21 protein-coding genes are annotated in these 23,413 nt (G+C 71.8%); all 21 read right to left on the reverse strand.

The genetic code is table 11. The features are described from left to right. Nucleotides 1-7: 7 nt before the first annotated feature. Nucleotides 8-1,606 carry a F0F1 ATP synthase subunit alpha gene (gene atpA / locus C593_RS0100810; protein WP_018845404.1) on the reverse strand — a complete coding sequence of 533 codons (1,599 nt, stop codon included), beginning with the start codon at nt 1,604-1,606 and terminating at the stop codon, nt 8-10. Nucleotides 1,607-1,767: 161 nt separating this feature from the next. Beyond that, nucleotides 1,768-2,583: a F0F1 ATP synthase subunit delta gene (locus C593_RS0100815; protein ID WP_018845405.1), complete on the reverse strand. Its 816-nt coding sequence runs from the start codon at nt 2,581-2,583 to the stop codon at nt 1,768-1,770. Next, the gene (locus C593_RS0100820; RefSeq protein WP_018845406.1) at nt 2,580-3,122 is read right to left on the reverse strand and encodes a F0F1 ATP synthase subunit B; all 543 of its coding nucleotides are present in this window, start codon (nt 3,120-3,122) and stop codon (nt 2,580-2,582) included. The genes C593_RS0100815 and C593_RS0100820 overlap by 4 nt, the downstream gene beginning before the upstream one ends. 40 nt (nt 3,123-3,162) lie before the next feature. Next, entirely contained in the window at nt 3,163-3,393 is a 231-nt protein-coding gene (gene atpE / locus C593_RS0100825) for an ATP synthase F0 subunit C (protein WP_018845407.1), read from the reverse strand. Between the two features lie 75 nt (nt 3,394-3,468). Further along, nucleotides 3,469-4,296, reverse strand: coding sequence for a F0F1 ATP synthase subunit A (gene atpB, locus C593_RS0100830; protein WP_026277231.1), 828 nt, complete (start codon nt 4,294-4,296; stop codon nt 3,469-3,471). Between the two features lie 225 nt (nt 4,297-4,521). Next, nucleotides 4,522-4,959, reverse strand: a complete 438-nt coding sequence (locus tag C593_RS0100835) for a Cg1360 family ATP-synthase-associated protein (RefSeq protein WP_026277232.1) — start codon at nt 4,957-4,959, stop codon at nt 4,522-4,524. 310 nt (nt 4,960-5,269) lie between these two features. Beyond that, complete coding sequence (locus tag C593_RS0100840; RefSeq protein WP_486591061.1) at nt 5,270-5,548, reverse strand: hypothetical protein; 279 nt, start codon at nt 5,546-5,548, stop codon at nt 5,270-5,272. Nucleotides 5,549-5,788: 240 nt separating this feature from the next. Then, nucleotides 5,789-7,126, reverse strand: coding sequence for an MraY family glycosyltransferase (locus C593_RS0100845; protein ID WP_018845411.1), 1,338 nt, complete (start codon nt 7,124-7,126; stop codon nt 5,789-5,791). Nucleotides 7,127-7,320: 194 nt separating this feature from the next. Further along, a complete protein-coding gene (locus tag C593_RS0100850) occupies nt 7,321-8,616 on the reverse strand; it encodes a serine hydroxymethyltransferase (protein ID WP_018845412.1) in 1,296 nt (431 codons plus the stop codon). A gap of 572 nt (nt 8,617-9,188) precedes the next feature. Then, on the reverse strand, nt 9,189-9,839 hold the full coding sequence (locus C593_RS0100855; RefSeq protein ID WP_018845413.1) for a low molecular weight phosphatase family protein: 651 nt from the start codon (nt 9,837-9,839) through the stop codon (nt 9,189-9,191). Between the two features lie 28 nt (nt 9,840-9,867). Further along, on the reverse strand, nt 9,868-10,515 hold the full coding sequence (locus tag C593_RS0100860) for an L-threonylcarbamoyladenylate synthase (RefSeq protein ID WP_018845414.1): 648 nt from the start codon (nt 10,513-10,515) through the stop codon (nt 9,868-9,870). Between the two features lie 56 nt (nt 10,516-10,571). After that, nucleotides 10,572-11,453 (reverse strand): peptide chain release factor N(5)-glutamine methyltransferase, encoded by an 882-nt coding sequence (prmC, locus tag C593_RS0100865; RefSeq protein ID WP_051093566.1) that lies wholly within the window; start codon nt 11,451-11,453, stop codon nt 10,572-10,574. 63 nt (nt 11,454-11,516) lie between these two features. Next, nucleotides 11,517-12,596 (reverse strand): peptide chain release factor 1, encoded by a 1,080-nt coding sequence (gene prfA / locus C593_RS0100870; RefSeq protein ID WP_018845416.1) that lies wholly within the window; start codon nt 12,594-12,596, stop codon nt 11,517-11,519. Nucleotides 12,597-12,753: 157 nt separating this feature from the next. Then, the gene (gene rpmE, locus C593_RS0100875; RefSeq protein WP_026277234.1) at nt 12,754-12,978 is read right to left on the reverse strand and encodes a 50S ribosomal protein L31; all 225 of its coding nucleotides are present in this window, start codon (nt 12,976-12,978) and stop codon (nt 12,754-12,756) included. A gap of 233 nt (nt 12,979-13,211) precedes the next feature. Continuing rightward, on the reverse strand, nt 13,212-14,327 hold the full coding sequence (locus C593_RS0100880; RefSeq protein WP_018845418.1) for an LCP family glycopolymer transferase: 1,116 nt from the start codon (nt 14,325-14,327) through the stop codon (nt 13,212-13,214). Nucleotides 14,328-14,610: 283 nt separating this feature from the next. Continuing rightward, nucleotides 14,611-16,659, reverse strand: coding sequence for a transcription termination factor Rho (gene rho / locus C593_RS0100885; RefSeq protein ID WP_018845419.1), 2,049 nt, complete (start codon nt 16,657-16,659; stop codon nt 14,611-14,613). Between the two features lie 391 nt (nt 16,660-17,050). Further along, entirely contained in the window at nt 17,051-17,971 is a 921-nt protein-coding gene (gene thrB, locus C593_RS0100890; protein WP_018845420.1) for a homoserine kinase, read from the reverse strand. Between the two features lie 402 nt (nt 17,972-18,373). Then, nucleotides 18,374-19,444: a threonine synthase gene (thrC, locus tag C593_RS0100895; protein WP_018845421.1), complete on the reverse strand. Its 1,071-nt coding sequence runs from the start codon at nt 19,442-19,444 to the stop codon at nt 18,374-18,376. A gap of 8 nt (nt 19,445-19,452) precedes the next feature. Then, a complete protein-coding gene (locus C593_RS0100900; protein ID WP_018845422.1) occupies nt 19,453-20,745 on the reverse strand; it encodes a homoserine dehydrogenase in 1,293 nt (430 codons plus the stop codon). A gap of 95 nt (nt 20,746-20,840) precedes the next feature. Beyond that, the gene (gene lysA / locus C593_RS0100905) at nt 20,841-22,232 is read right to left on the reverse strand and encodes a diaminopimelate decarboxylase (RefSeq protein WP_018845423.1); all 1,392 of its coding nucleotides are present in this window, start codon (nt 22,230-22,232) and stop codon (nt 20,841-20,843) included. A 16-nt stretch (nt 22,233-22,248) separates the two neighbouring features. Further along, nucleotides 22,249-23,382: an ArgS-related anticodon-binding protein NrtL gene (nrtL, locus tag C593_RS0100910; RefSeq protein WP_026277235.1), complete on the reverse strand. Its 1,134-nt coding sequence runs from the start codon at nt 23,380-23,382 to the stop codon at nt 22,249-22,251. Between the last annotated feature and the right edge of the window lie 31 nt (nt 23,383-23,413).

A 23,413-nucleotide genomic window follows, 5' to 3' on the forward strand; every position in this document is an offset into this window, starting at 1 on the left:
TCCGTCGTCACTTCGAGACGTTGACGGCGGCCGGGGCGTCCTCGCCGAGCAGCTTGCCGTCGTGGGTCTCGAACTGCTTCTTGAAGTCGGCGATCGAGTCCGCGACCTTGGTGAGGGTGTCGTCCGACATCTTGCCGCCCTCGCGGATCGACGCCATCAGACCGCTCTCGTCACGGTGCAGGTACTCCAGCAGCTCCTTCTCGAAGCGGCGGATGTCCTGGACGGGGACGTCGTCCATCTTGCCGGTGGTGCCGGCCCAGACGGAGACGACCTGGTCCTCGGTGGACATCGGCTGGTACTGGGGCTGCTTCAGCAGCTCGACCATGCGCTTACCGCGCTCCAGCGAGGCCTTCGAGGCCGCGTCCAGGTCGGAACCGAAGGCGGCGAACGCCTCCAGCTCACGGAACTGGGCGAGGTCGACACGGAGGCGGCCGGAGACCTGCTTCATGGCCTTGTGCTGGGCGGAGCCACCGACACGGGAGACCGAGATACCGACGTTCAGGGCCGGGCGCTGACCGGCGTTGAACAGGTCGGACTCCAGGAAGCACTGGCCGTCGGTGATGGAGATGACGTTGGTCGGGATGAACGCCGACACGTCGTTCGCCTTGGTCTCGACGATCGGCAGACCGGTCATCGAGCCGGCACCCATCTCGTCGGAGAGCTTGGCGCAGCGCTCCAGCAGACGCGAGTGCAGGTAGAAGACGTCACCCGGGTAGGCCTCGCGGCCCGGCGGGCGGCGCAGCAGCAGGGACACGGCGCGGTAGGCGTCGGCCTGCTTCGACAGGTCGTCGAAGATGATCAGGACGTGCTTGCCCTCGTACATCCACTGCTGGCCGATGGCCGAGCCGGTGTAGGGGGCGAGGTACTTGAAGCCGGCCGGGTCGGACGCCGGGGCGGCCACGATCGTCGTGTACTCCAGGGCGCCGGCCTCCTCCAGCGCGCCTCGGACGGACGCGATGGTGGAGCCCTTCTGGCCGATGGCGACGTAGATGCAGCGGACCTGCTTGTTCACGTCGCCCGAGCGCCAGTTGTCGCGCTGGTTGATGATCGTGTCGACGGCCAGCGCGGTCTTGCCGGTCTGGCGGTCGCCGATGATGAGCTGACGCTGACCGCGACCGATCGGCGTCATCGCGTCGACGGCCTTGTAGCCCGTCTCCATGGGCTCGTGCACCGACTTGCGCTGCATGACCGTGGGGGCCTGCAGCTCAAGGGCGCGGCGGCCCGAGGTCTCGATCTCGCCGAGGCCGTCGATCGGGTTGCCGAGCGGGTCGACCACGCGGCCGAGGTAGCCCTCGCCGACCGCGACGGACAGGACCTCGCCGGTGCGGGTGACCGACTGGCCCTCTTCGATGCCGCTGAACTCGCCGAGGACGATGGCACCGATCTCGCGCTCCTCGAGGTTGAGGGCGAGGCCGAGGGTGCCGTCCTCGAACTTCAGCAGCTCGTTCGCCATGGCGGAGGGAAGACCCTCCACCTTCGCGATACCGTCGCCGGCCAGGCTGACCGTGCCGACTTCCTCGCGCGAGGCCGCGTCCGGCTGGTACGACTGGACAAAGGTCTCCAGCGCATCCCGGATCTCCTCCGGCCGGATCGTGAGCTCCGCCATCTGGGTTCCCTGCTCTCCTTGTTGGGCCCGAAGTTTCTTTGGGGGTCTGGGGGCCGACCCCCAGGAATCTTCTGCAATCTCTGCACGGCCCAACCGGGCCGCTGGTGTTGCCGTGGTACTGCCTGTGCTGTTGTGCTGTCGACCGTCTCCGGCGACCGGGGTCAGCCGGCGATCCGGCGCTTGGCCTCGTCGATACGGTCCGCGACCGTGCCGTTGATGACCTCGTCACCGACGCGCACCGAGATGCCGCCGAGGACCTCGGGGTCCACCTCGAGGTTGAGGTGCATCTCACGGCCGTAGAGCCGTGCGAGACCCGCGCCGAGGCGCGTCCTCTGCGCTTCGGTGAGCGGCACCGCGGAGGTCACGACCGCGACCATCCGGTCCCGCCGCGCCGCGGCGAGCTTGGACAGGGCGTCGAGCCCCGCTTCCAGGCTACGTCCCCGCGGGTGCGTGACGAGAGTGGTGATCAGGCGCTCGGTGACCTTCTCGGCCTTGCCGCCGAGGAGCCGGCTGACCAGCTCGCCCTTGGCGGCCGCCGAGGCGGACCGGTCGGTCAGCGCCGAGCGCAGCTCGGTGCTGGTGGCGAGGATCCGGCCGAAGCGGAACAGCTCGTCCTCGACGTTGTCGAGACGGCCGGTCTTCTGCGCGGCGGTGAGCTCGGCGGTGGCCGCCAGCTCCTCCAGCGCGTCGACCAGGTCGCGCGACTGCGACCAGCGTGCGCGGACCATGCCCTTGACCAGGTCGACGGCCTGGCCGCCGATCTGCCCGTCGAGCACGCGCCCGGCCAGCTCGGCCTTGGCCTCGCCGGCCTGCGCCGGGTCGGTGAGGACCCGACGCAGCGACACCTCACGGTCGAGCAGCGCGGTGACGGCGGCCAGCTCGCCGGCGAGCTTCGCCGCGTCGGCCGACGTGGAGTCGGTCAGCGCGTCGAGAGACTCGTGCGCGGCGGCCAGCGCCTCGCGGCTGGCTCCGTTCATCGGGCGGCCTCGGCCTTCGCCTCGACCTCGTCGAGGAACCGGTCGATGGTGCGGCTCTGCCGGGCGTGGTCCTCGAGGGACTCGCCGACGAGCTTGCCGGCCAGGGCGGTGGCGAGCTTGCCCACGTCCTGACGCAGCGCGCTGGCCGCGGCCTTGCGGTCGGCCTCGATCTGGGCGTGGCCGGCCGCGATGATCTCCTCACGCTGCCGCTGGCCTTCCGCCTTCATCTCGGCGATGATCGCGGTGCCCTGCTCGGTCGCCTCCTGGCGCAGCCGCGCGGCCTCGTGCCGGGCCTCGGCGAGCTGGGCCTTGTACTGCTCCAGGACGCTCTCGGCCTCGGTCTTGGCCGCGTCGGCCTTCTCGATTCCGCCTTCGATGGCCTCGCGGCGCTCGTCCAGAACCTTGTTGATGTTCGGGAGGAGCTTCTTGGCGAGGAAGCCGAAGACGATGAGGAAGGCGAGCAGGCCGATGACAAGCTCAGGGATCGGCGGGACGAGGGGGTTCTCCCCCTCGCTCGCCGCGATGAGCAGCTGGCTCATGTGAGTGCCTTTCGTCTGGTCGGCTGGACTCGTGTGTGGATCAGTAGCCGTAGACGAACGGCATGACCAGACCGATCAGCGCGAGCGCCTCACAGAAGGCGAAGCCGAGGATCTGGTTGGCACGGATCAGGCCGGCGGCCTCGGGCTGACGGGCGAGCGCCTGGGTGCCGTTACCGAAGATGATGCCGACGCCGACGCCCGGGCCGATCGCGGCGAGGCCGTAACCGATGGAACCGAGGGAGCCTTCGACAGCAGCAAGGGACGCAGACATGCCAGTTCTTCCTTTTCTTTACGGACCCGGTGGGGGTTGGCCACCGGACGACTGTGGAGGTGGGAGGGCGGTGACTCAGTGGTGCTCGGCGAGAGCGCCCTGAATGTACGTGCAGGTCAGCAGGACGAACACATACGCCTGCAGGGCCTGGATGAACAGCTCGAAGGCCGTCATCACGATGACCATCAGGAACGAGACACCCGCGTAGGCGATGCCGATGCCGTTCAGCATGTACCAGCTGGCGATCGTGAACAGCAGCAGCAGGGTGTGCCCGGCGAACATGTTCGCGAAGAGTCGCACGGCGTGCGTGAACGGCCGGATCAGCAGGTTCGAGAAGAGCTCGATCAGCATGGCCAGCGGGAGGACCGCGCCCAGCGACTTGTCGTAGCCGGTGACGTTCTTCCAGAAGCCGACGAAGCCCTGCCGCTTGAAGGTCAGCGTCACCCATGTCACATAGACGAGCAGGGCCAGGACCAGCGGGTACGAGATGATCGAGGTGACCGGGAACTGGGCGACCGGGATGATCGACCAGAGGTTCATCATCCAGACGAAGAAGAAGAGCGAAACGACGAACGGGACGTACTTCTCGCCTTCCTTCTTGCCGATGGTCTCGTAGACGACACCGCGGCGGATGAAGTCGTAACCGGCCTCGGCGACCATCTGCAGCTTGCCGGGGACGACCTGCGGCCGGCGGAAGGCGGCCCAGAAGAAGCCGATGATGATGATCGAGCCGAGCAGCGCCAGCAGCATCGTCTTGTTGAAGTACACGTTGCTGTCGCCGTCACCCCACAGGGGCTGGAACATGAACGAGTGCAGGCCCGGGGACACATCTGCGAAGCCACACCCGTCGAAGAGGTGACAGTTGGTGTCGAAGGCGAGCACCTGCGTCGGGTCAGCACTCACCGCGGGCTCCTTCAGCGTGGCGCATAGGTACGGCAACCTCGTTGTGTCGGCGCGGCGCGCAGCCGCGATTCGGCACTGGACTGGTGTTACGGATGTGAGGGCGGCTGTCAGGCGTTGAGCCTCGCGTCGGAACAGGCGTCAGCTCGGATGCCCGCGCCCGCAGTGCCGCAGTTGGCACCGGACGATAGCAGGATCCCGAACGGGCACTTATACCGGCCCTACGTATCACGACGACTGCCCCTTGTCCCCGGGCTTGTCGCCCTTGGAGGATTCGGGATCGACGTAGAGGATCTTGGCCTTCATGTGCGAGCGGGTCTGTGCACCGATCCAGACGAGGGTCAGCGCGACCAAGGTGATCGCAAAAGCCTTGGGGTTGAACAGTGTGGTGTTCTTGAACATCGCGACGAAGACGAAGAGCAGCAGCAACTGCGCCGTGTAGAGCATCAGGCCCATGGCCTGGAACAGTTGCGGCAGGGACTTCGCGACGCGCTGGAGGACGTACAGCCCGATACCCATGAAGGCGATCACGACGATCGCCGCGACGATCGATCCCAGCGCACCCTTACCACCGGCAACGATGGCGCTGACCACGGCTGCCACTGCTCCTGCGGCTGCGGTGGGTACGGCAGCCTCAAGAAGAGTGCGTGCGTCGTTGGACGGCATGGCGGCATCTCCGCATACGGGGGTGGGGGCAGTGGTGTCGTCATGGACGAGCGTAGACCGGTGCCGAGTTGGGCCTCGGCGGCCAACAGACCGTCGCACTACGGTCCTTCGGCTCTGTCGCCGGTTCTCGTGAACGGTATCACAAACTATTTGATGAGGTCTTTACCCGCAGGTGTGCCAACTCTCACACATGAGAGGTACCGCGCGCGTGTGTGCGCGCTCACGACCTGGTTTCTCTGCTATACGGCAATCTCGGACAGCAAAGCGGGCCCCGACACCGCAGTGCCGAGGCCCACCGTTCACCGCATGTTCAGCAGCGGATGTTCTTGATGCCCGTGCCCTGGGTCCACAGCGTGCCGCCGTACCGGAAGGACTGCTTCTTGTTCGCCCCGACGGCGAACTCCGGATCCCGGCGGGCAGCCACCGTCACACTGAAGCAGGCCTTGCGGGCGCAGGTGTTCTCCACCTCGACCAGCCTGCTGAAACGCTTGCTGTAGAAGCGGACGACCTTGACGCACTTGGTCGGCGCCGCGGCGGTCTCCTGCGGGCCCTGCGGTGCGGCGATCGCGGACGGGGCCGCGAACACCATTGAGCCGAAAACGACGGCCGCGGCCGCCACTGCACCAGCTGCCTTGCGCATACTTCCCCCTGGTAAAGCGAAATCGGGGGCGACGGACGGTCATTTCACGTCGCCCTGGGTGATCAGACCGTATGACGCGCGCGCTCTTCGTGTCCATCCGATTCCGGTGTGCATGCAAACCTTGGCTCAATGGCTCAAGATCGCCCCGAGTTGACGGCCGGGGCCCACCGCCCCTCACTCGGCAACGCGTCAGCGCCCCACCCGGCGGTCCCCGAAGCGGGAGCGCCCGCCGATCGCCGTCGCGCCGTTGACGCCGCTCACGCCGACGCCGACCGGGATGCGTTCCTCCTCGTCCGCGGGCGCGTCCGGGGCGGAGGCGGGGTGCGGGGTGCCCCCCGCGGCCACCGTCGAGGCGCGGCGGCGACGGCGGTAGCGGGGCGGGACGAAGGACTCCGCCCAGCGCGGCGCCCTCGGGCGGAAGCGCGGCATCAGCAGCAGGACCAGCCCAACCGCGCTGAGGATCACGATCATCGGCACGATCCACGTCGAGTACGCGTGCACCGAGTAGAGCACCGCGCCGAAGGCGATCAGGCCGGACCAGAAGTACATGATCAGGACGGCCCGGCTGTGCGAGTGGCCGATCTCCAGCAGCCGGTGGTGCAGATGCCCGCGGTCGGCCGCGAACGGCGACTGCCCCTTCCAGGTGCGGCGTACGATCGCCAGGACCAGGTCCGCGATCGGGATCGCCACGATCGTCAGCGGAATGATGATCGGCATGTAGACCGGCACCATCGCGTGGACCGCGTCCCGCTCCGAGCCGACGCTGTTCGCGATCCGGTCCGGGTCGACCTGGCCCGTGATGGAGATCGCGCCGGCCGCCAGCACCAGCCCGATGAGCATCGAGCCCGAGTCCCCCATGAAGATCCGCGCGGGATGCATGTTGTGCGGCAGGAAGCCCAGGCACATGCCCACCAGGATCGACGCGAACAGCGACGCCGGGGCCGCAGCCTCGATGCCGTAGCCGACCCACATCCGGTACGCGTAGAGGAAGAACGCCGCCGAGGTGATGCACACCATGCCCGCGGCGAGGCCGTCGAGGCCGTCCACGAAGTTGACCGCGTTGATGGTGATGACCACCAGCGCCACGGTGAGCAGATTGCCCTGCCACGCGGTGAGGGAGACCGTGCCGACGCCCGGGACCGGGATCCACAGGATGGTCAGGCCCTGTGCGACCATCACGCCGGCCGCGATCATCTGCCCGCCGAGCTTGATCAGCGCGTCGATCTCGAACTTGTCGTCCAGGACGCCGATCAGCCAGATCAGCGCCGCTCCGGAGAGCAGCGCCCGGGGCTCGTTCGACAGCTCGAAGACGTCGTCGAGGTTGACGAGATGGTCCGCCACCAGCAGACCCGCGCAGAGGCCGCCGAACATGGCGATGCCGCCGAGCCGCGGGGTCGGTTCCCGGTGCACGTCACGCGCACGGATCGCCGGCATCGCGCCGGCTGCGATGGCGAACTTCCGCACCGGCCCGGTCAGCAGATAGGTCACCGCTGCCGTGACACAGAGCGTCAGCAGGTACTCGCGCACTGAATCTCCATGTGATGGGACGACGCGCCGATCCACACCTTAGGACATAAGACGGGTGTGAACGGCCGACGGTTGCACGGGCGGGCCCTCGCCTACCCGGACTTCACCGGTTCACTCCGGAAGCCACACGCGCCCCCGGGCGCCGCCCGCCCCGTGCGATCCCGCCCGCCCCCGGCGCTCGCGCCCGCCCGCGCTCAGCCGCCCGTCGGGTACGGCGGGAACGCCGCCGTCATCTCCGCCACCTGCTCGCGCACCCGCCCGTCCTCCCGGACCGCGGCCGCGAAGAGGCGGGCGATACGGCCCATCTCCGTCGGGCCCATCCCCTGGGTGGTGACCGCCGCCGTGCCGAGGCGGATGCCGCGGCCCTCCCCGTACGGCAGGGCGCAGGTGTCCACCACGATCCCCGCGGCCGCCAGCCGGCCCCGCGCGGTGCGGCCGTCGACGCCCAGCGGGGCCGGGTCGGCCCCCACGATGTGGGTGTCCGTGCCGCCCGTCAGCACCGCGAGGCCCTCCGCCGCCAGGCCCTCGGCCAGTTCCCGCGCGTTGGCGACCACCCGGTGCGCGTACGCCGCGAACCCGGGCGTCGCCGCCTCCCCGAAGGCCACCGCCTTGGCCGCGATGGTGTGCATCTGGGCGCCGCCCTGGGTGAAGGGGAAGACCGCCCGGTCGATCCGGTCCGCCAGGTCCGCGCCGCACAGGATCATCCCGCCGCGCGGGCCGCGCAGCACCTTGTGGGTGGTCGCGCAGACCACGTCCGCGTACGGGACGGGGCTGGGCGCCGCTCCCCCGGCGACCAGGCCGACGGGGTGGGCCGCGTCCGCGATGAGGTAGGCGCCGACCTCGTCGGCGACCTCCCGGAACGCGGGGTAGTCGGGGTGGCGGGGGTAGGAGATCGAACCGCAGACGATCGCCTTCGGCCGGCACTGGCGGGCCAGCTCCCGCAGGGCCCGGTAGTCGATGAGTCCGGTCTCCGCGTCGACTCCGTAGGCGACGAAGTCGAACCAGCGGCCCGAGAAGTTCGCGGGCGAGCCGTGCGTGAGGTGTCCGCCGTACGGGAGGCCCATCGCGAGGACGGTGTCGCCCGGCCGCAGCAGGGCCGCGTACGCGGCGAGGACCGCGGAGGAACCGGAGTGCGGCTGCACATTGGCGTGCTCGCAGCCGAACAGGGCCTTGGCCCGCTCGATCGCCAGGCGCTCGGCGGCGTCGGCGTACTCGCAGCCGCCGTGGTGGCGGGCGCCGGGGTAGCCCTCGGCGTACTTGTTCGCGAGCGGCGAGCCGAGGGCGGCGAGGACCGCGGGCGAGGTGAAGTTCTCGGCGGCGATCAGCTGGAGGCCCTCCGCCTGCCGCCGGGCCTCGCCGAGGAGGAGGTCGGCGGCCTGCGGGTCCTGGCGGCGCAGCGCCGCGAAGGAGGCGACCTCGAAGGACGGGGCCGGGAGGGACGGGCCGCCTTGGGCGGCCGGTGCGGGACGGACCTCGGGGGAAACGGACATGACGGCTCCGGGCCTCGGAGGGAGCTGCGGCACCTCCAATGTAGGACCGCGGCCCCCGGCGCGCGCTCTGTGCGCACGTGCTTTCCGCGCGGGGCGCGGTCGGGGGTGCTCCGGGCCCGCCCGGGGTCACGCGCCCGTGAGCCGACCGGTCCTCCCCCGGCCGCCCCCGCCGCGCACCCGGCCGCCGTCCAGCACCCGGCCGGTGCCACGACCGACCCCGGCCGCCCCCGCCGCGCACCCGGCCGCCGTCCAGCGCCCGGCCGGTACCACGACCGACCCCGGTCGCCCCGGTCAGCGCCTGCGCCCAGCCGGCGGCCCTTACCCGGACGAGCGCGCACACCGGTGCCCGGACCGGAGCTCCTGTCGGTGCCCGGAGCCGGTGCCCGCGCCCGGTCGGCGCCGCGCCGGAACCGGACACCGGTGCCGGAGCCCGCTTCGGCGTCCGGCCCCGCCGCGTACCCGGCCGTTCTCGATGCCCGGGCCGGCGCGGCCGGCGCCCGAGCGCCCGGCCGGCGCCCCGCCGGGGTTCCGGGCGGGGCGCGCCCCGGCCGGCGCGCGCCCCCCGCGCCGCGTCAGCGTTCCGCCGGCACGCCCGTCAGCGCCGTGACGACCGGGTCCAGCGCCTGGTGGATCTCGTCGCCGATGGAGCGGAAGAAGGTGATCGGCGCCCCGTACGGGTCGAAGACCTCGTCCGCGTCCGGGCTGGGCGCCAGCAGCCAGCCGCGCAGCGCGGCGGCCGCGCGGACCAGGGCGCGGGCGCGTTCCACCACGCCTTCCTCGCGCGGGTCGGGCAGGGTCGCCGGGTCTATGGCCCGCACCAGGCGGGTGAACTCCTTCAGGGTGAAGGTGCGCAGACCGGCCGAGTGCCCCATGGAGATCACCTGCGCCCGGTGGTCCCGGGTCGCGGTCAGGACCAGGTCCGCGCGGATGACGTGCTCGTCCAGCAGCTCCCGGCCCGTGAACCCGGTCGCGTCCGCGCCGAAGTCCGCGAGGACCAGCTCCGCGTTGGCCTCCATGGGCGCGCCCTCGTGGCCCCAGGTGCCGGCGCTCTCCACCACGAGCCCGCCGGCGAGGTGGTCCCCCAGGCGGGCGGTCAGGGCATGGCGGGTCAGCCGCTCGGTGATGGGCGAGCGGCAGACGTTGCCGGTGCTGACGTGGAGGATGCGGAAGCTCGGGGCCGGCCCGCCGGTGTCCGCTATGCCACGCTCCTCGGGGCCGGTCACCGTGCCGGCCCCAGAGGGTGTGCCGTCGTCACGGCGCCACCTCCAGGTCGGGTACGACCTTGCGCAGCTCGTCGGCGGAGAGGGCGCCCTGGCGCAGCAGCACCGGGACCGCGCCGGTGACGTCGACGATCGAGGAGGGCACGATGCCCGGGGTCGGGCCGCCGTCCAGGTAGACGGAGACGGAGTCGCCGAGCATCTCCTGGGCGGCGTCGCAGTCCTCGGGCGAGGGGTGCCCGGTGAGGTTGGCGCTGGAGACGGCCATCGGGCCGGTCTCGGTGAGCAGTTCGATGGCGACCGGGTGCAGCGGCATCCGGATGGCGACCGTGCCCCGGGTGTCGCCGAGGTCCCACTGGAGGGACGGCTGGTGGCGGGTGACGAGGGTCAGCGCCCCGGGCCAGAAGGCGTCGACGAGCTCCCACGCCTGCTCGGAGAAGTCGGTGACCAGACCGTGCAGGGTGTTCGGGGAGCCGATGAGGACGGGCGTGGGCATGTTCCGGCCGCGGCCCTTGGCGGCCAGCAGGTCGGCCACGGCCTCGGAGGTGAAGGCGTCCGCGCCGATGCCGTAGACGGTGTCGGTGGGCAGCACGACGAGCTCGCCGCGGCGGACGGCCGCCGCTGCCTCGCGCAGCCCGGTCGCACGGTCCGTGGTGTCGTTGCAGTCGTATCGCCGAGCCATCTAACGAGCCTCCTCGTGCTGCTGCCTGGTCATGGCATCGCCTTGCGCGTGCCTGGTCACGGCATCGCCTTGCGCGCGGTCGCGAAGCGCGGCCGCTTGTTGAGATCGGGGTGGTCGGCCGCGTCCGCCCAGCCGGACTCCTCGTTGAAGATCCACGGCACCTGTCCGCCCTGGGTGTCCGCGTGCTCGACGACCACCAGGCCGCCGGGCCGCAGCAGGCGGTGCGCGGTGCGCTCGATGCCGCGGATCGTGTCGAGGCCGTCCTCGCCGGAGAAGAGGGCCATCTGCGGGTCGTGGTCACGCGCCTCGGGCGCCACGTACTCCCACTCGGTGAGCGGGATGTACGGCGGGTTGGAGATCACCAGGTCGACCTGGCCGTCCAGCTCCGGGAGGGCGGTGAGCGCGTCGCCCTGGTGGACGGAGACCCGGGAGCCCTCGGCGTTGCGCCGGGTCCACTTCAGGGCGTCGTCGGACAGCTCCACCGCGTGCACCCGGGAGCGGGGCACCTCCTGCGCCATGGCCAGGGCGATGGCCCCCGAGCCGGTGCACAGGTCGACGATCAGCGGCTCGACGACGTCCATCGCGCGGACGGCCTCTATCGCCCAGCCGACGACCGACTCGGTCTCCGGGCGGGGTACGAACACCCCGGGGCCGACCTGGAGTTCCAGGTAGCGGAAGAAGGCGCGGCCGGTGATGTGCTGGAGCGGTTCCCGCGCCTCGCGGCGGGCGATCGCCTCCCAGTAGCGGGCGTCGAAGTCGCCGTCCCCGACCTGGTGCAGCTCTCCCCGCTTCACCCCGTGCACATAGGCGGCGAGTTCCTCCGCGTCGAAACGCGGCGAGGGCACGCCGGCGTCGGCCAGCCGCTGGGTGGCCTGCGCCACCTCGGCAAGCAGCAGACTGCGGGGGCCTGGAGGTCGCCCCCCAGAGGATGACTGCACGCTGGTCCTCCGGTGCGGTGGTGCGGGTGGATGGGGTACGGGAGCGGGCCGGGCAGCGCGGTCCTACTGCGCGGCGGCCAGCTTGGCGGCGGAGTCGGCGTCCACGCACGCCTGGATCACCGCGTCGAGGTCCCCGTCGAGGACCTGGTCCAGGTTGTACGACTTGAAGCCGACCCGGTGGTCCGAGATGCGGTTCTCCGGGAAGTTGTACGTCCGGATCTTCTCGGAGCGGTCGACCGTGCGGACCTGGCTGCGGCGGGCGTCCGCGGCCTCCTTCTCGGCCTCCTCCTGCGCGGCGGCCAGCAGCCGGGAGCGCAGGATGCGCATGGCCTGCTCCTTGTTCTGGAGCTGGCTCTTCTCGTTCTGGCAGGAGGCCACGATGCCGGTCGGCAGGTGGGTGATGCGCACGGCGGAGTCGGTGGTGTTGACGGACTGGCCGCCGGGGCCGGAGGACCGGTAGACGTCCACGCGCAGGTCGTTGGCGTGGATCTCGACGTCGATCTCCTCGGCCTCGGGCGTCACGAGGACACCGGCGGCGGAGGTGTGGATACGGCCCTGGGACTCGGTCGCGGGCACCCGCTGGACGCGGTGCACCCCGCCCTCGTACTTCAGGCGGGCCCAGACGCCCTGGCCGGGCTCGGTGGCGCCCTGGCCGCCCTTGGTCTTCACGGCGACCTGGACGTCCTTGTAGCCGCCCAGCTCGGACTCGGTGGCGTCGATGATCTCGGTCTTCCAGCCCACGCGCTCGGCGTAGCGCAGGTACATGCGCAGCAGGTCACCGGCGAACAGGGCGGACTCGTCGCCGCCCGCGCCCGCCTTGACCTCCAGGATCACGTCCTTGTCGTCGCTGGGGTCGCGGGGTACCAGCAGCAGCCGCAGCTTCTCGGTCAGTTCCTCGCGCTGCTTCTCCAGCACCTTGACCTCGGCGGCGAAGTCCGGGTCGTCGGCGGCGAGTTCACGCGCGGTCTCGATGTCCTCGCCGGCCTGCTTCCAGGAGCGGTACGTGCCGACGACGGGCGTCAGCTCGGCGTAGCGCTTGTTGAGCTTGCGAGCGTTCGCCTGGTCGGCGTGGACCGAAGGGTCGGCGAGCTTCTTCTCCAGATCGGCGTGCTCGCCGATCAGTTCCTCGACCGCTTCGAACATTGTCGGGCTCCTGGTCTGTGTGCGCGTGCTTCGGGCGCGGGCTGCGTGCGCGGGGTGGTGCGGACCGCGGCGTGCGCGGGGTACTGCTCGGAACGGACAAAGCGCCGGTCCCGGCCGCCCCTGACACGGGGCGGCCGGGGACCGGCGCAGTGGCTCGCTACTTCTTGGCGGAGCCGGCAGCCTTGCCGAAGCGGGCCTCGAAGCGGGCCACACGGCCACCGGTGTCGAGGATCTTCTGCTTGCCCGTGTAGAACGGGTGGCACTCGGAGCAGACCTCGGCACGGATGGTGCCGCCGTCGATCGTGCTGCGGGTGGTGAACGCCGCGCCGCAGGTGCAGCTCACCTGGGTCTCGACGTACTCGGGGTGGATGTCGCGCTTCAAGGTGTCTCCCATGGTTCCGGAGGGCGCCGGGTCGCACGCGCGGGATGCGGGTGCGTGAACCGGGGCCGACGTACCAGTCTGCCAGGACCGGCCGTATCTCCCAAAACCGGGGTGGTGGCCCGGATATTCCACGGCGGCGTCTGCTCCGCCGTGTCCCCGTCCGGTCACCCTTCGCGCACGCGCCCGCCCGTCGCCCGCGTCGCACGGGGCGGCGGCCCCCGCCGCGCGGGGCCTCAGCCTTCGCGGACCAGCTCGCCCGCGTCGCCCCGGTCGCCCGCGGAGTCCTTGAACGCGGAGGCAGGGATCGCCCGGTCCTGCTTGAGCGCCCGCCACACCTGCTCGGCGCCGGACTCGACGGGGACGACCCGGTTGGGGTCCCGGGGGTCGTAGCGGACCGGCAGGGTCGCCATGTCGACGTCGTCGGCGCCCAGTTTGCCCAGCCCCCGGGCGAAGCCGACGAGCTCGTTCACCGAGTCCAGTTCGGAGTCCGGGGTGATCGCCTTGGTGGCGGTGTCGGCCAGGTCCATCAGTTCGGTGGGGCTGGTCAGCACGCCGACGTTCTTCACCTGGTCGATGAAGGCCTTGATGAACGCCTGCTGGAGCTGGATGCGGCTCAGGTCGCTGCCGTCGCCGACGCTCTTGCGGGTGCGCACCAGGCCGAGGGACTCCTCGCCGTCGAGCCGGTGGGTGCCGGGCGCGAGGCGCAGGTGGCTGGCGGCGTCGTCGATGGGCTCGGTGGTGGTGATCTCCACGCCGCCGAGTTCGTCGACGAGCTTCTTGAAGCCGGTGAAGTCGACTTCCAGGTAGTGGTCCATGCGGATGCCGGACATCGCCTCGACGGTCTTGACCGCGCACGCCGGGCCGCCGGTCTCGTAGGCGGTGTTGAACATCGCCCGCTGCTGCCCGGCTGCCCTGGTGCCGTCGGCGCGGGTGCAGTCCGGGCGCTCCACGAGGGTGTCGCGCGGAATGGAGACCACGGAGGCCTTGGCGCGGCCCTGGTGGACGTGGACGACCATCGCGGTGTCGGAGCGGGCCGCGCCCTCGTCCTCGCCGTACTCGCCGTTGGCGCCGGCGCGGGAGTCGGAACCCAGGACCAGGATGTCCATGGAGCCGTTGTCGAGGTTCTTGGGGCGCTCGGTGCCGAGGGCCTGGTTGATGTCGACGCCGTCCAGGTTCCCGCTGACCTTGACGTAGGCGTATCCCAGGCCGGCGCCTGTGGTGAGGACCAGAGCGGCGGCGGACCAGGCGACGACGGTCCAGACCCGGCGCGAGGCGGCCGGCCGCTTGCGGCGCTTCCCGCCGCCGCGTATCCGGCCGCCGGAATCCTTGCTGCTGCTCTGCTCGGTCATGCTCTCCTCGGCTCTGCTGCGCTGCTGCTCGTCGGCCCTCCGGCCCTTCGGCTCTCCCGGTTTCCGCCAGGGGAGACGGCGGAGCGCCCATCAGGGTTGCACGTGCCCCTGAAAGCGCCCTGAGAACGCGGTGCGCCCGCCACGCGGTGCGCGGCGGGCGCACCGGGCCGGGCACCACGGTGCTCACCAGGGCTTTCGCCGGGAGACGGAACGCGCCGAGGGGCCCGCGAACGGGCCCCTCGGCTGTGGTGAAGCTCTCCCGGGCACCCCCGGGGGCGGCGGGTCAGTCGTTGCCGTTGCCGGCCGACGGCGTCGTCTTCTGGATCTGGAGCAGGAACTCGCCGTTCGACTTGGTCTGCTTGAGCTTGTCGAGCAGCAGCTCGATCGCCTGCTGCTGGTCGAGCGCGTGCAGCACACGGCGCAGCTTCCAGGTGATCGCCAGCTCGTCGCTGCCGAGCAGGATCTCCTCCTTGCGGGTGCCGGACGCGTCCACGTCCACCGCGGGGAAGATGCGCTTGTCGGCGAGCTTCCGGTCGAGCTTGAGCTCCATGTTGCCGGTGCCCTTGAACTCCTCGAAGATCACCTCGTCCATCCGCGAGCCGGTGTCGACCAGCGCGGTGGCCAGGATGGTCAGCGAGCCGCCGTCCTCGATGTTGCGCGCGGCGCCGAAGAAGCGCTTGGGCGGGTAGAGCGCGGTCGAGTCGACGCCACCGGACAGGATACGCCCGGAGGCCGGGGCCGCGAGGTTGTACGCGCGGCCGAGGCGGGTGATCGAGTCCAGCAGGACGACCACGTCGTGGCCCAGCTCCACGAGGCGCTTGGCGCGCTCGATGGCCAGCTCGGCGACGGTGGTGTGGTCCTCGGCGGGGCGGTCGAAGGTCGAGGAGATGACCTCGCCCTTGACCGACCGCTGCATGTCGGTGACCTCTTCCGGACGCTCGTCGACCAGGACGACCATCAGGTGGCACTCGGGGTTGTTGTGGGTGATCGCGTTGGCGATCGCCTGCATGATCATGGTCTTGCCGGTCTTCGGCGGGGCCACGATCAGACCGCGCTGGCCCTTGCCGATCGGCGACACCAGGTCGATGATCCGCGTGGTCACCACGCCCGGGTCGGTCTCCAGACGGAGCCGGTCCTGCGGGTAGAGCGGGGTCAGCTTGTTGAACTCGGGGCGGCCGCGGCCCGATTCGGGGGCCATGCCGTTCACCGAGTCGAGGCGGACGAGCGCGTTGAACTTCTCGCGGCGCTCCCCCTCCTTCGGCTGGCGCACCGCGCCGGTGACGTGGTCGCCCTTGCGCAGGCCGTTCTTGCGGACCTGGGCGAGGGAGACGTACACGTCGTTCGGGCCGGGCAGGTAGCCGGAGGTCCGGATGAACGCGTAGTTGTCGAGGATGTCGAGGATGCCCGCGACGGGGATCAGGACGTCGTCCTCGGAGACCTGCGGCTCGCCGCTCGCGAAGTCGTCGCGCCCGCGGCGCCCACGGCGGTCGCGGTAGCGCCCGCGCCGGCCACGGCGGCCGCTGCCGTCGTCGTCGAAGTCGTCCTGGGGGCCGCCCTGCTGGCCGCCCTGGCGCTGTTGCTGGCGCTGCCCGCCGCCCTGCTGGTCGTCGCCCTTGCCGCGGCGGTCGCGCTGGCGGTCACGGCGGTCGCCGCGCTGCTCGCCCCGGTCACCGCGGTCGCCGCGCTCACCGCGGCGGCCCTGGCGGCCCTCGCCGTCCTGTCCGCCGGCGGTGTCGCCCTTGGCGTCGGCCTGGGGCTCGGCCTTGGTCTCGGTGCGCACATCGGTCCGCACGTCGGCGCGGGCCTCGCCGCCCTCGGTACGGGTGTCCGGGCTGCCCGCCTGCGCGGTGGCGCGACGGCGGCGGCGCTCGCCGGCCGGCTGCTCGTCGCCCGCGGCGGTCTGGGAGCCGCCGGCCGGCTGGCCGGGGATCTCGATCTGCTGCTGGGTGACGGCCTTCTCGGCCGTGTCGCCCTTGTCGGCCTTCTCCGCGGCGGGCGCGGCGGCCTCGTCACCCGTACGGGCCTTCGAGGTGGCGCGGCGCTTCGGCTTGGCGGGGGCATCGGCGCCCGCGTCGGCGGCCTTGGCGGGGGCGCCGCCGGCCGCCTGGGCCTCCTTGATGACCTCGATCAGCTGGCTCTTGCGCATCCGCGCGGTGCCCTTGATGCCGAGGCCGGACGCGACCTGCTGCAGCTCGGCCAGGACCATGCCCTCGAGGCCGGTGCCGGAGCGGCGGCGCCGTGCGGTGGTGCCGGAGGCAGCACCTGCGGCGGGCGCGTCGGTGTCGACGGTGTTGTCGGCAGTAGCGCCCATCAGATCGGTGGTGTCGCTCACGAAGGGTCCTTCCCTGGAGCGGACGTCGGCCTTCTGGCTCGGCGACCGGTTGTGCTGTCCGGCAGCGGGTCCGGGGTACGGACCGTGTCGGAGCGATGGTCCCGCCGGTGCGGAACCAACGGCGGAGAGGTGTACATGCAAGACGTGCAAGTCCGGCGCGAGATCCCCCCGCTCGACCCGCTGGTGGCTGAGCGGGAGTGTCGTGCCGGTTCCGGAGCGTGCTCGAAACTGCTCAGGCGGGCTGCTCAGGCAGTGTGGGAGGCTCTCGGAAGGAGGGTGGTCCCGAAAGGGGACTCGCAGCACCGCGCCGCTTCGACGACGGTTGCAGACATGAGGTTAACACTACCGGCTCCAACAAACATTCCCCCTCTCACTGACCGGCAATCGTGTGTCACTGCGGGGCCAGCGGCAGAACGCTCGCTCCCGCGGCGTCGAAGGCGAGCCGGTTGGCGGCCCAGCCCTCCCCCGCCAGCGCGGCGACCTTGTCGGCCACCCCGTCCTCGGCCAGGGCCAGCACGGTGGGTCCGGCGCCGGAGATGACCGCCGGGACGCCGTCGGCGCGCAGCCGGGCCACCAGATCGGTGCTCTGCGGCATCGCCGGGGCCCGGTACTCCTGGTGGAGACGGTCCTCGGTGGCGGCGAGCAGCAGCTCGGGACGCCTGGTCAGCGCCTCGACGAGGAGCGCCGCGCGGCCCGCGTTGGCGGCCGCGTCGACGTGCGGGACGGTGCGCGGCAGCAGGCCGCGGGCGGTCTCGGTGAGCACCGGATTGGCCGGGACGAAGACCACGGGGACCACGGCCTGGGTGGGGTCCATCCGGATGGCGCGGGCGCCGCCCGCCTCGGTCCAGGCCAGGGTGAAGCCGCCGAGGAGGCAGGCGGCGACGTTGTCGGGGTGGCCCTCGATCTCGGTGGCGAGCTCCAGCAGGGCCGCGTCGTCCAGCCGGGTGTCCCCGCCTATGGTCACGGCCCGGGCGGCGACGATTCCGGCGCAGATGGCGGCGGAGGAGGAGCCGAGGCCCCGGCCGTGCGGGATGCGGTTGGCGCAGACGACCTCCAGGCCGCGCGGCTGCCCGCCGAGCACGTCGAACGCGGTGCGCAGGGAGCGCACGAGCAGATGGCTCTCGTCGCGCGGGAGGGTGTCGGCACCCTCGCCGGCGATGTCGATGTGCAGCCCGGAGTCCGCGACCCGGACGACGACGTCGTCGTACAGGCCGAGCGACAGTCCGAAGGCGTCGAAGCCCGGACCGAGGTTGGCGCTGGTGGCGGGAACGCGCACCCGGACGGCGGCGGCGCGGAACGCGGGACCGGCCATCGCTCGACGACTCTCCTTGTTTCGGTACGTCTCTGGATCTGAACCGCGCGTTGCTCTGGACCGCGCGGTGCTCCGATACGTGCGGGGTGTACGGGATTTCGGGGGGAACGCCCGGGCCTGGACGGCGACATCACCACGGCACATGCGCGGGGTACATGCGGTGGGACGGGCTCGGCCACAGCCTATCGAAGGAAGGTTCACCTGCGACACAGGGCGCACGGGAGGCGCACGATGCGTGTCGCCCGCCTGCCATGCCCCCGACCGGGCTGCCTTCATGGTTGCCCCGCACCGGGGCGGGGCAACCATGCTCGCGCAACCGTCTTTTGAGCCGGGTCCCGGAGCGTTCGTTCCGGGACCGCGCCGGGGCCCGGCCCGGGACCGTGGCGTGGGCGGAGGTACGGCTCAGGCGAGGCCGAGGCGCTCCGCCGCCGCTGCCGCGTCGACCGGGACGGTGACCGGCTGCGGCGCGCCCGCGACGGCCCAGTCCGGGTCCTTGAGGCCGTTGCCGGTCACGGTGCAGACGATCCGCTGCCCCGGGTCGACCTTGCCCTGCTCGGTGGCCTTCAGCAGACCCGCGACGGACGCGGCCGACGCGGGCTCCACGAAGACGCCCTCCTGGGAGGCCAACAGCCGGTAGGCGCGCAGGATCTCACGGTCCGTCACCTCGTCGATGAAGCCGCCCGACTCCTCACGCGCGGCCAGCGCCTGCGTCCAGGAGGCCGGGTTCCCGATCCGGATCGCGGTGGCGATCGTCGACGGGTCCTTGACGACCTCGCCCCGCACCAGCGGCGCGGAACCGGACGCCTGGAAGCCCCACATCCGGGGCGTCCGCGTGGAGACCCCGTCGGCCGCGAACTCCTTGTAGCCCTTCCAGTAGGCCGTGATGTTGCCCGCGTTGCCGACCGGGAGGACGTGGATGTCCGGGGCGTCGCCGAGGGCGTCCACGATCTCGAAGGAGGCGGTCTTCTGGCCCTCGATGCGGTACGGGTTCACCGAGTTGACCAGGGCGACCGGGTAGTTCTCGGAGAGGCCCCGGGCGAGGTCGAGGCAGTCGTCGAAGTTGCCGTCGACCTGGAGGATGCGCGAACCGTAGACGAGCGCCTGGCCCATCTTGCCCATCGCGATCTTGCCCTGCGGGACGAGGACGGCGCAGACCATCCCGGCGCGCACCGCGTAGGCGGCGGCGGAGGCGGAGGTGTTGCCGGTGGAGGCGCAGATGACGGCCTGGGCGCCCTCCTCCTTGGCCCGGGTGATGGCCATGGTCATACCGCGGTCCTTGAAGGACCCGGTGGGGTTCGCCCCCTCGACCTTGAGATGCACCTCGCAGCCGGTGCGCTCGGAGAGGACCTGGGCCGGGACGAGCGGCGTACCACCCTCACGGAGCGTGACGACGGGCGTCGTGTCCGTGACCGGAAGACGGTCCCGGTACTCCTCGATGATGCCGCGCCACTGGTGGGTTCCGTTGGTGGTCATTGGGTCCCTTACTCCCCTTCAACACGCATGATGCTGGCGACACCGCGCACGGTGTCGAGCTTGCGCAGCGCCTCGACGGTCCCGGAGAGGGCGGCGTCGGGCGCGCGGTGGGTGACGACGACGAGGGAGGCCTCGCCGTCCTTGCCCTGCTGCCTCACCGTGTCGATGGACACGCCGTGCTCGGCGAAGACCGTCGCGACCTGGGCGAGGACACCCGGCTTGTCGGCCACGTCGAGGCTGATGTGGTACCGCGTGACCACCTCGCCCATCGGGCTGACCGGCAGCTGGGTGTAGGCGGACTCGCCGGGCCCCGTTGCCCGGGCGAGCTTGTTGCGGCAGACGGCGACCAGGTCGCCGAGCACCGCGGACGCGGTCGGCGAACCGCCCGCGCCGGGTCCGTAGAACATCAGCCGGCCCGCGGCCTCCGCCTCGACGAAGACCGCGTTGTACGCCTCGCGCACCGAGGCAAGCGGGTGGCTGAGCGGGATCATCGCCGGGTGGACGCGGGCGGTCACCGATCGGCCGTCGGCGGCGCGCTCGCAGATCGCGAGCAGCTTGACCGTGCAGCCCATGCGCTTCGCGGAGGCCATGTCGGCGGCCGTGACCTCGGTCAGGCCCTCACGGTGCACGTCGTCCAGGCGGACACGGGTGTGGAAGGCGATCCCGGCGAGGATGGCGGCCTTGGCGGCGGCGTCGAAGCCCTCCACGTCGGCCGTGGGGTCGGCCTCCGCGTACCCGAGGGCGGTCGCCTCGTCCAGCGCCTCGGTGTAGCCGGCGCCGGTGCGCTCCATCTTGTCGAGAATGAAGTTGGTCGTGCCGTTGACGATGCCGAGGACCCGGTTGACCTTGTCGCCCGCGAGGGACTCGCGCAGCGGGCGGATCAGCGGGATGGCGCCGGCGACGGCGGCCTCGAAGTAGAGGTCGCGGCCGTGGTGCTCGGCCGCCGCGTAGAGGGTGGCCCCGTCCTCGGCGAGCAGCGCCTTGTTGGCGGAGACCACGGAGGCGCCGTGCTCGAAGGCGGTGGTGATCAGGGTGCGGGCGGGCTCGATACCGCCGATGACCTCGACGACGACGTCGATGTCGCCCCGTTTGACCAGGGCGGTCGCGTCGGTGGTGATCAGCTCGGCGGGGATGCCCTCACGGACCTTCTGGGGGCGGCGCACGGCGACCCCGGCGAGCTCCACCGGGGCGCCGATCCGCGCGGCGAGGTCGTCGGCGTGCGTCGTCATGATGCGCGCCACCTCTGAGCCGACCACTCCACAGCCCAGCAGCGCCACCTTCAGCGGACGCGTACGCATCATCCGACCTCGTTTCCTTCACTTCTACGGTTGGACCAGTCTCACCCACCGGACCGGAGTTTCTGTCCTCTGTCCGGCATACGAGACAAGTATCTCAGCTATCCGACATCGAGACGCAGGAGATCCTCCTCCGTCTCCCGCCGGACGATCACCCGCGCCGCGCCGTCGCGCACCGCGACCACCGGCGGACGCAGCGCGTGGTTGTAGTTGCTGGCCATGGAGCGGCAGTACGCACCGGTCGCGGGAACCGCGATCAGGTCGCCCGGCGCGATGTCGGCCGGCAGGAACGCGTCCCGCACCACGATGTCACCGCTCTCGCAGTGCTTGCCCACCACCCGGCTCAGCATGGGCTCGGCCTCGCTGGTGCGCGAGACGAGGGCGACGCTGTACTCGGCGTCGTACAGCGCGGTGCGGATGTTGTCCGACATCCCACCGTCGACGCTGACATAGGTCCGCAGACCCTCCAGCGGCTTGACCGTGCCCACCTCGTAGAGCGTGAACGCGGTCGGGCCGACGATCGCGCGGCCCGGCTCGACGGAGATCCGCGGGGTGCGCAGCCCGGCCGCCTCGCACTCCCGGCTCACGATCTCCCCGAGCGCCTTGGCGATCTCGTGCGGCTCGCGCGGGTCGTCGTCCGAGGTGTACGCGATGCCGAGGCCGCCGCCGAGGTCGATCTCGGGCAGCTCGACGCCGTGCTCGTCGCGGACCTGCGCGAGGAGCTGCACCACCCGGCGGGCGGAGACCTCGAAGCCGGCCATGTCGAAGATCTGCGAGCCGATGTGGGAGTGGACGCCGATGAGTTCCAGGCCGTCCAGGGTGAGTGCCCGGCGCACCGCCTCGGCCGCCTGCCCGCCCGCGAGCGCGATGCCGAACTTCTGGTCCTCGTGCGCGGTCGCGATGAACTCGTGGGTGTGCGCCTCGACCCCCACGGTCACCCGGATCTGCACCCGCTGCCGGCGCCCGAGGCTCTGCGCGACGTGCGCGACGCGGACGATCTCCTGGAAGGAGTCGAGCACGATCCGCCCGACGCCCGCCTCGACCGCGCGCCGGATCTCCTGCTCGGACTTGTTGTTGCCGTGGAAGGCGATGCGCTCGGCCGGCATACCGGCGTCCAGGGCGGTGGCCAGCTCACCGCCGGAGCAGACGTCGAGGTTGAGCCCCTCCTCGGCCAGCCAGCGCACCACGGCCCGGCTGAGGAACGCCTTCCCCGCGTAGAACACGTCCGCGTCCTTGCCGAAGGCGTCCGCCCAGGCGCGGCAGCGGGCCCGGAAGTCGGTCTCGTCGAGGAAGTACGCCGGGGTGCCGAACTCCTCGGCCAGCCGGGTCACTTGGATCCCGCCGACGGTCACGACGCCGTCGGCGTCCCGCGCGACGGTCCGCGACCAGACCTTCTCGTCGAGCGTGTTGAGGTCGGCCGGCGGGGCGGTGTAGTGGCCCTCGGGGAGGACGTCGGCGTGGCGGGGCCCGGCGGGGTGGGCGGATCGGCTCATCGTCTCTTCTCACATCTCACAGGTGTTCGGGTGCGCTGATGCCGAGCAGGGACAGGCCGCCGGCGAGCACCGTCCCGGCGGCCTCGGCGAGGGCGAGCCGGGAACGGTGGGCGGCCGAGGGTTTCTCGTCCCCGAGGGGCAGCACCGTGTGCTGGAAGGCCAGCAGGGCGTCCGCGGTGGCCTCCAGATGCCGCGCGATCCGGTCGGGCGCGTGCAGCCGGGCCGCCGCCTCGACCTGTGCGGGGTGGTCGGCGACGGCGGCGGTGAGGGCGGGGGCGTCCACGTACACCTCGGGCGCGGACTCGAAGCCGAGCGCGGCGGCGGCCCGGGTGAGGGCGCGGGTGCGGGCGTAGGCGTATCTCACCCGGAAGAGCGGATTGCGCTCGTGCTGCACGAGGAGCCCCTGCGTGCGGGGGCGGTCGTGCGCGGCGGCGGCGAGCAGCGCCCAGCGGGTGGCGTCGGTGCCGAGGGTGGTGGGGAGGGGGGCGGGGGTGGTGGGTGGAGGGGTGGGGGTGGGTGCCGGGCGGGCCCCGCGGCGGGGCCGGGCGACAAGGGTGGGCGGGGCGGCGGGGGCGGGGCGGGCTCCGGGGCGGGACCGGTCGACAGGCGTGGGCGGGGCGGCGGGGGCGGGCGCTTCGGCGGGCGTGGGCGCGAGGCCGGGCGGGGCCGCCTCACCGGGACGCCCTCCCGCTCGTCCCTCCCGCTCCCCCGCGGCCCCGAGGGCCACGAGGGCCTCGGCCCAGACCCGGGCCCGGACCTCGTCGGCGTGCGCGAAGGGACCACCGGGGGCGGCGGGCCGCCCGTACGCCTCCCCGTGCTCCCGGACCGTCGCGAGCAGGCGCTGCTGGGCGCAGCCCGCGAGGGTGAAGTTGAGGAAGCCGGGCCCGGTGACCTCGACACTCTCGATCACGCCGGCCCGGCCGGCGGCTTCGGCCGCGATCCGCTCGCGCAGAACCCCGGCGACGCGCACGGCCGGCTGCCCCGCCTCCCGGGCCAGCCGCAGCGCGATGTTGCTGGCCCAGTCGCCACGGCCTCCGGGGCGGGTGCGCTCGACCTTGACGTTCTCGGGCACGTTCACGCGCAGGGCACCGTCCTCGACCGCACGGCACACGGCGTGCCGGACGGTCCGGGAGAGCTCTGCGGGAGTCACGGGACCAGCGTATGGGAGGAGGGGGGTGGGC

This window comes from Streptomyces sp. CNT372 (genome assembly GCF_000377145.1).

Bases quoted from the DNA above. Each gene is read 5' to 3' on its own strand.
- atpA (WP_018845404.1), bottom strand. From the start codon at position 1,606: ATGGCGGAGCTCACGATCCGGCCGGAGGAGATCCGGGATGCGCTGGAG.
- C593_RS0100815 (WP_018845405.1), bottom strand. From the start codon at position 2,583: ATGAACGGAGCCAGCCGCGAGGCGCTGGCCGCCGCGCACGAGTCTCTC.
- C593_RS0100820 (WP_018845406.1), bottom strand. From the start codon at position 3,122: ATGAGCCAGCTGCTCATCGCGGCGAGCGAGGGGGAGAACCCCCTCGTC.
- atpE (WP_018845407.1), bottom strand. From the start codon at position 3,393: ATGTCTGCGTCCCTTGCTGCTGTCGAAGGCTCCCTCGGTTCCATCGGT.
- C593_RS0100835 (WP_026277232.1), bottom strand. From the start codon at position 4,959: ATGCCGTCCAACGACGCACGCACTCTTCTTGAGGCTGCCGTACCCACC.
- C593_RS0100840 (WP_486591061.1), bottom strand. From the start codon at position 5,548: ATGGTGTTCGCGGCCCCGTCCGCGATCGCCGCACCGCAGGGCCCGCAG.
- C593_RS0100850 (WP_018845412.1), bottom strand. From the start codon at position 8,616: ATGTCCGTTTCCCCCGAGGTCCGTCCCGCACCGGCCGCCCAAGGCGGC.
- C593_RS0100860 (WP_018845414.1), bottom strand. From the start codon at position 10,515: ATGGCTCGGCGATACGACTGCAACGACACCACGGACCGTGCGACCGGG.
- prfA (WP_018845416.1), bottom strand. From the start codon at position 12,596: ATGTTCGAAGCGGTCGAGGAACTGATCGGCGAGCACGCCGATCTGGAG.
- C593_RS0100880 (WP_018845418.1), bottom strand. From the start codon at position 14,327: ATGACCGAGCAGAGCAGCAGCAAGGATTCCGGCGGCCGGATACGCGGC.
- thrB (WP_018845420.1), bottom strand. From the start codon at position 17,971: ATGGCCGGTCCCGCGTTCCGCGCCGCCGCCGTCCGGGTGCGCGTTCCC.
- thrC (WP_018845421.1), bottom strand. From the start codon at position 19,444: ATGACCACCAACGGAACCCACCAGTGGCGCGGCATCATCGAGGAGTAC.
- C593_RS0100900 (WP_018845422.1), bottom strand. From the start codon at position 20,745: ATGATGCGTACGCGTCCGCTGAAGGTGGCGCTGCTGGGCTGTGGAGTG.
- lysA (WP_018845423.1), bottom strand. From the start codon at position 22,232: ATGAGCCGATCCGCCCACCCCGCCGGGCCCCGCCACGCCGACGTCCTC.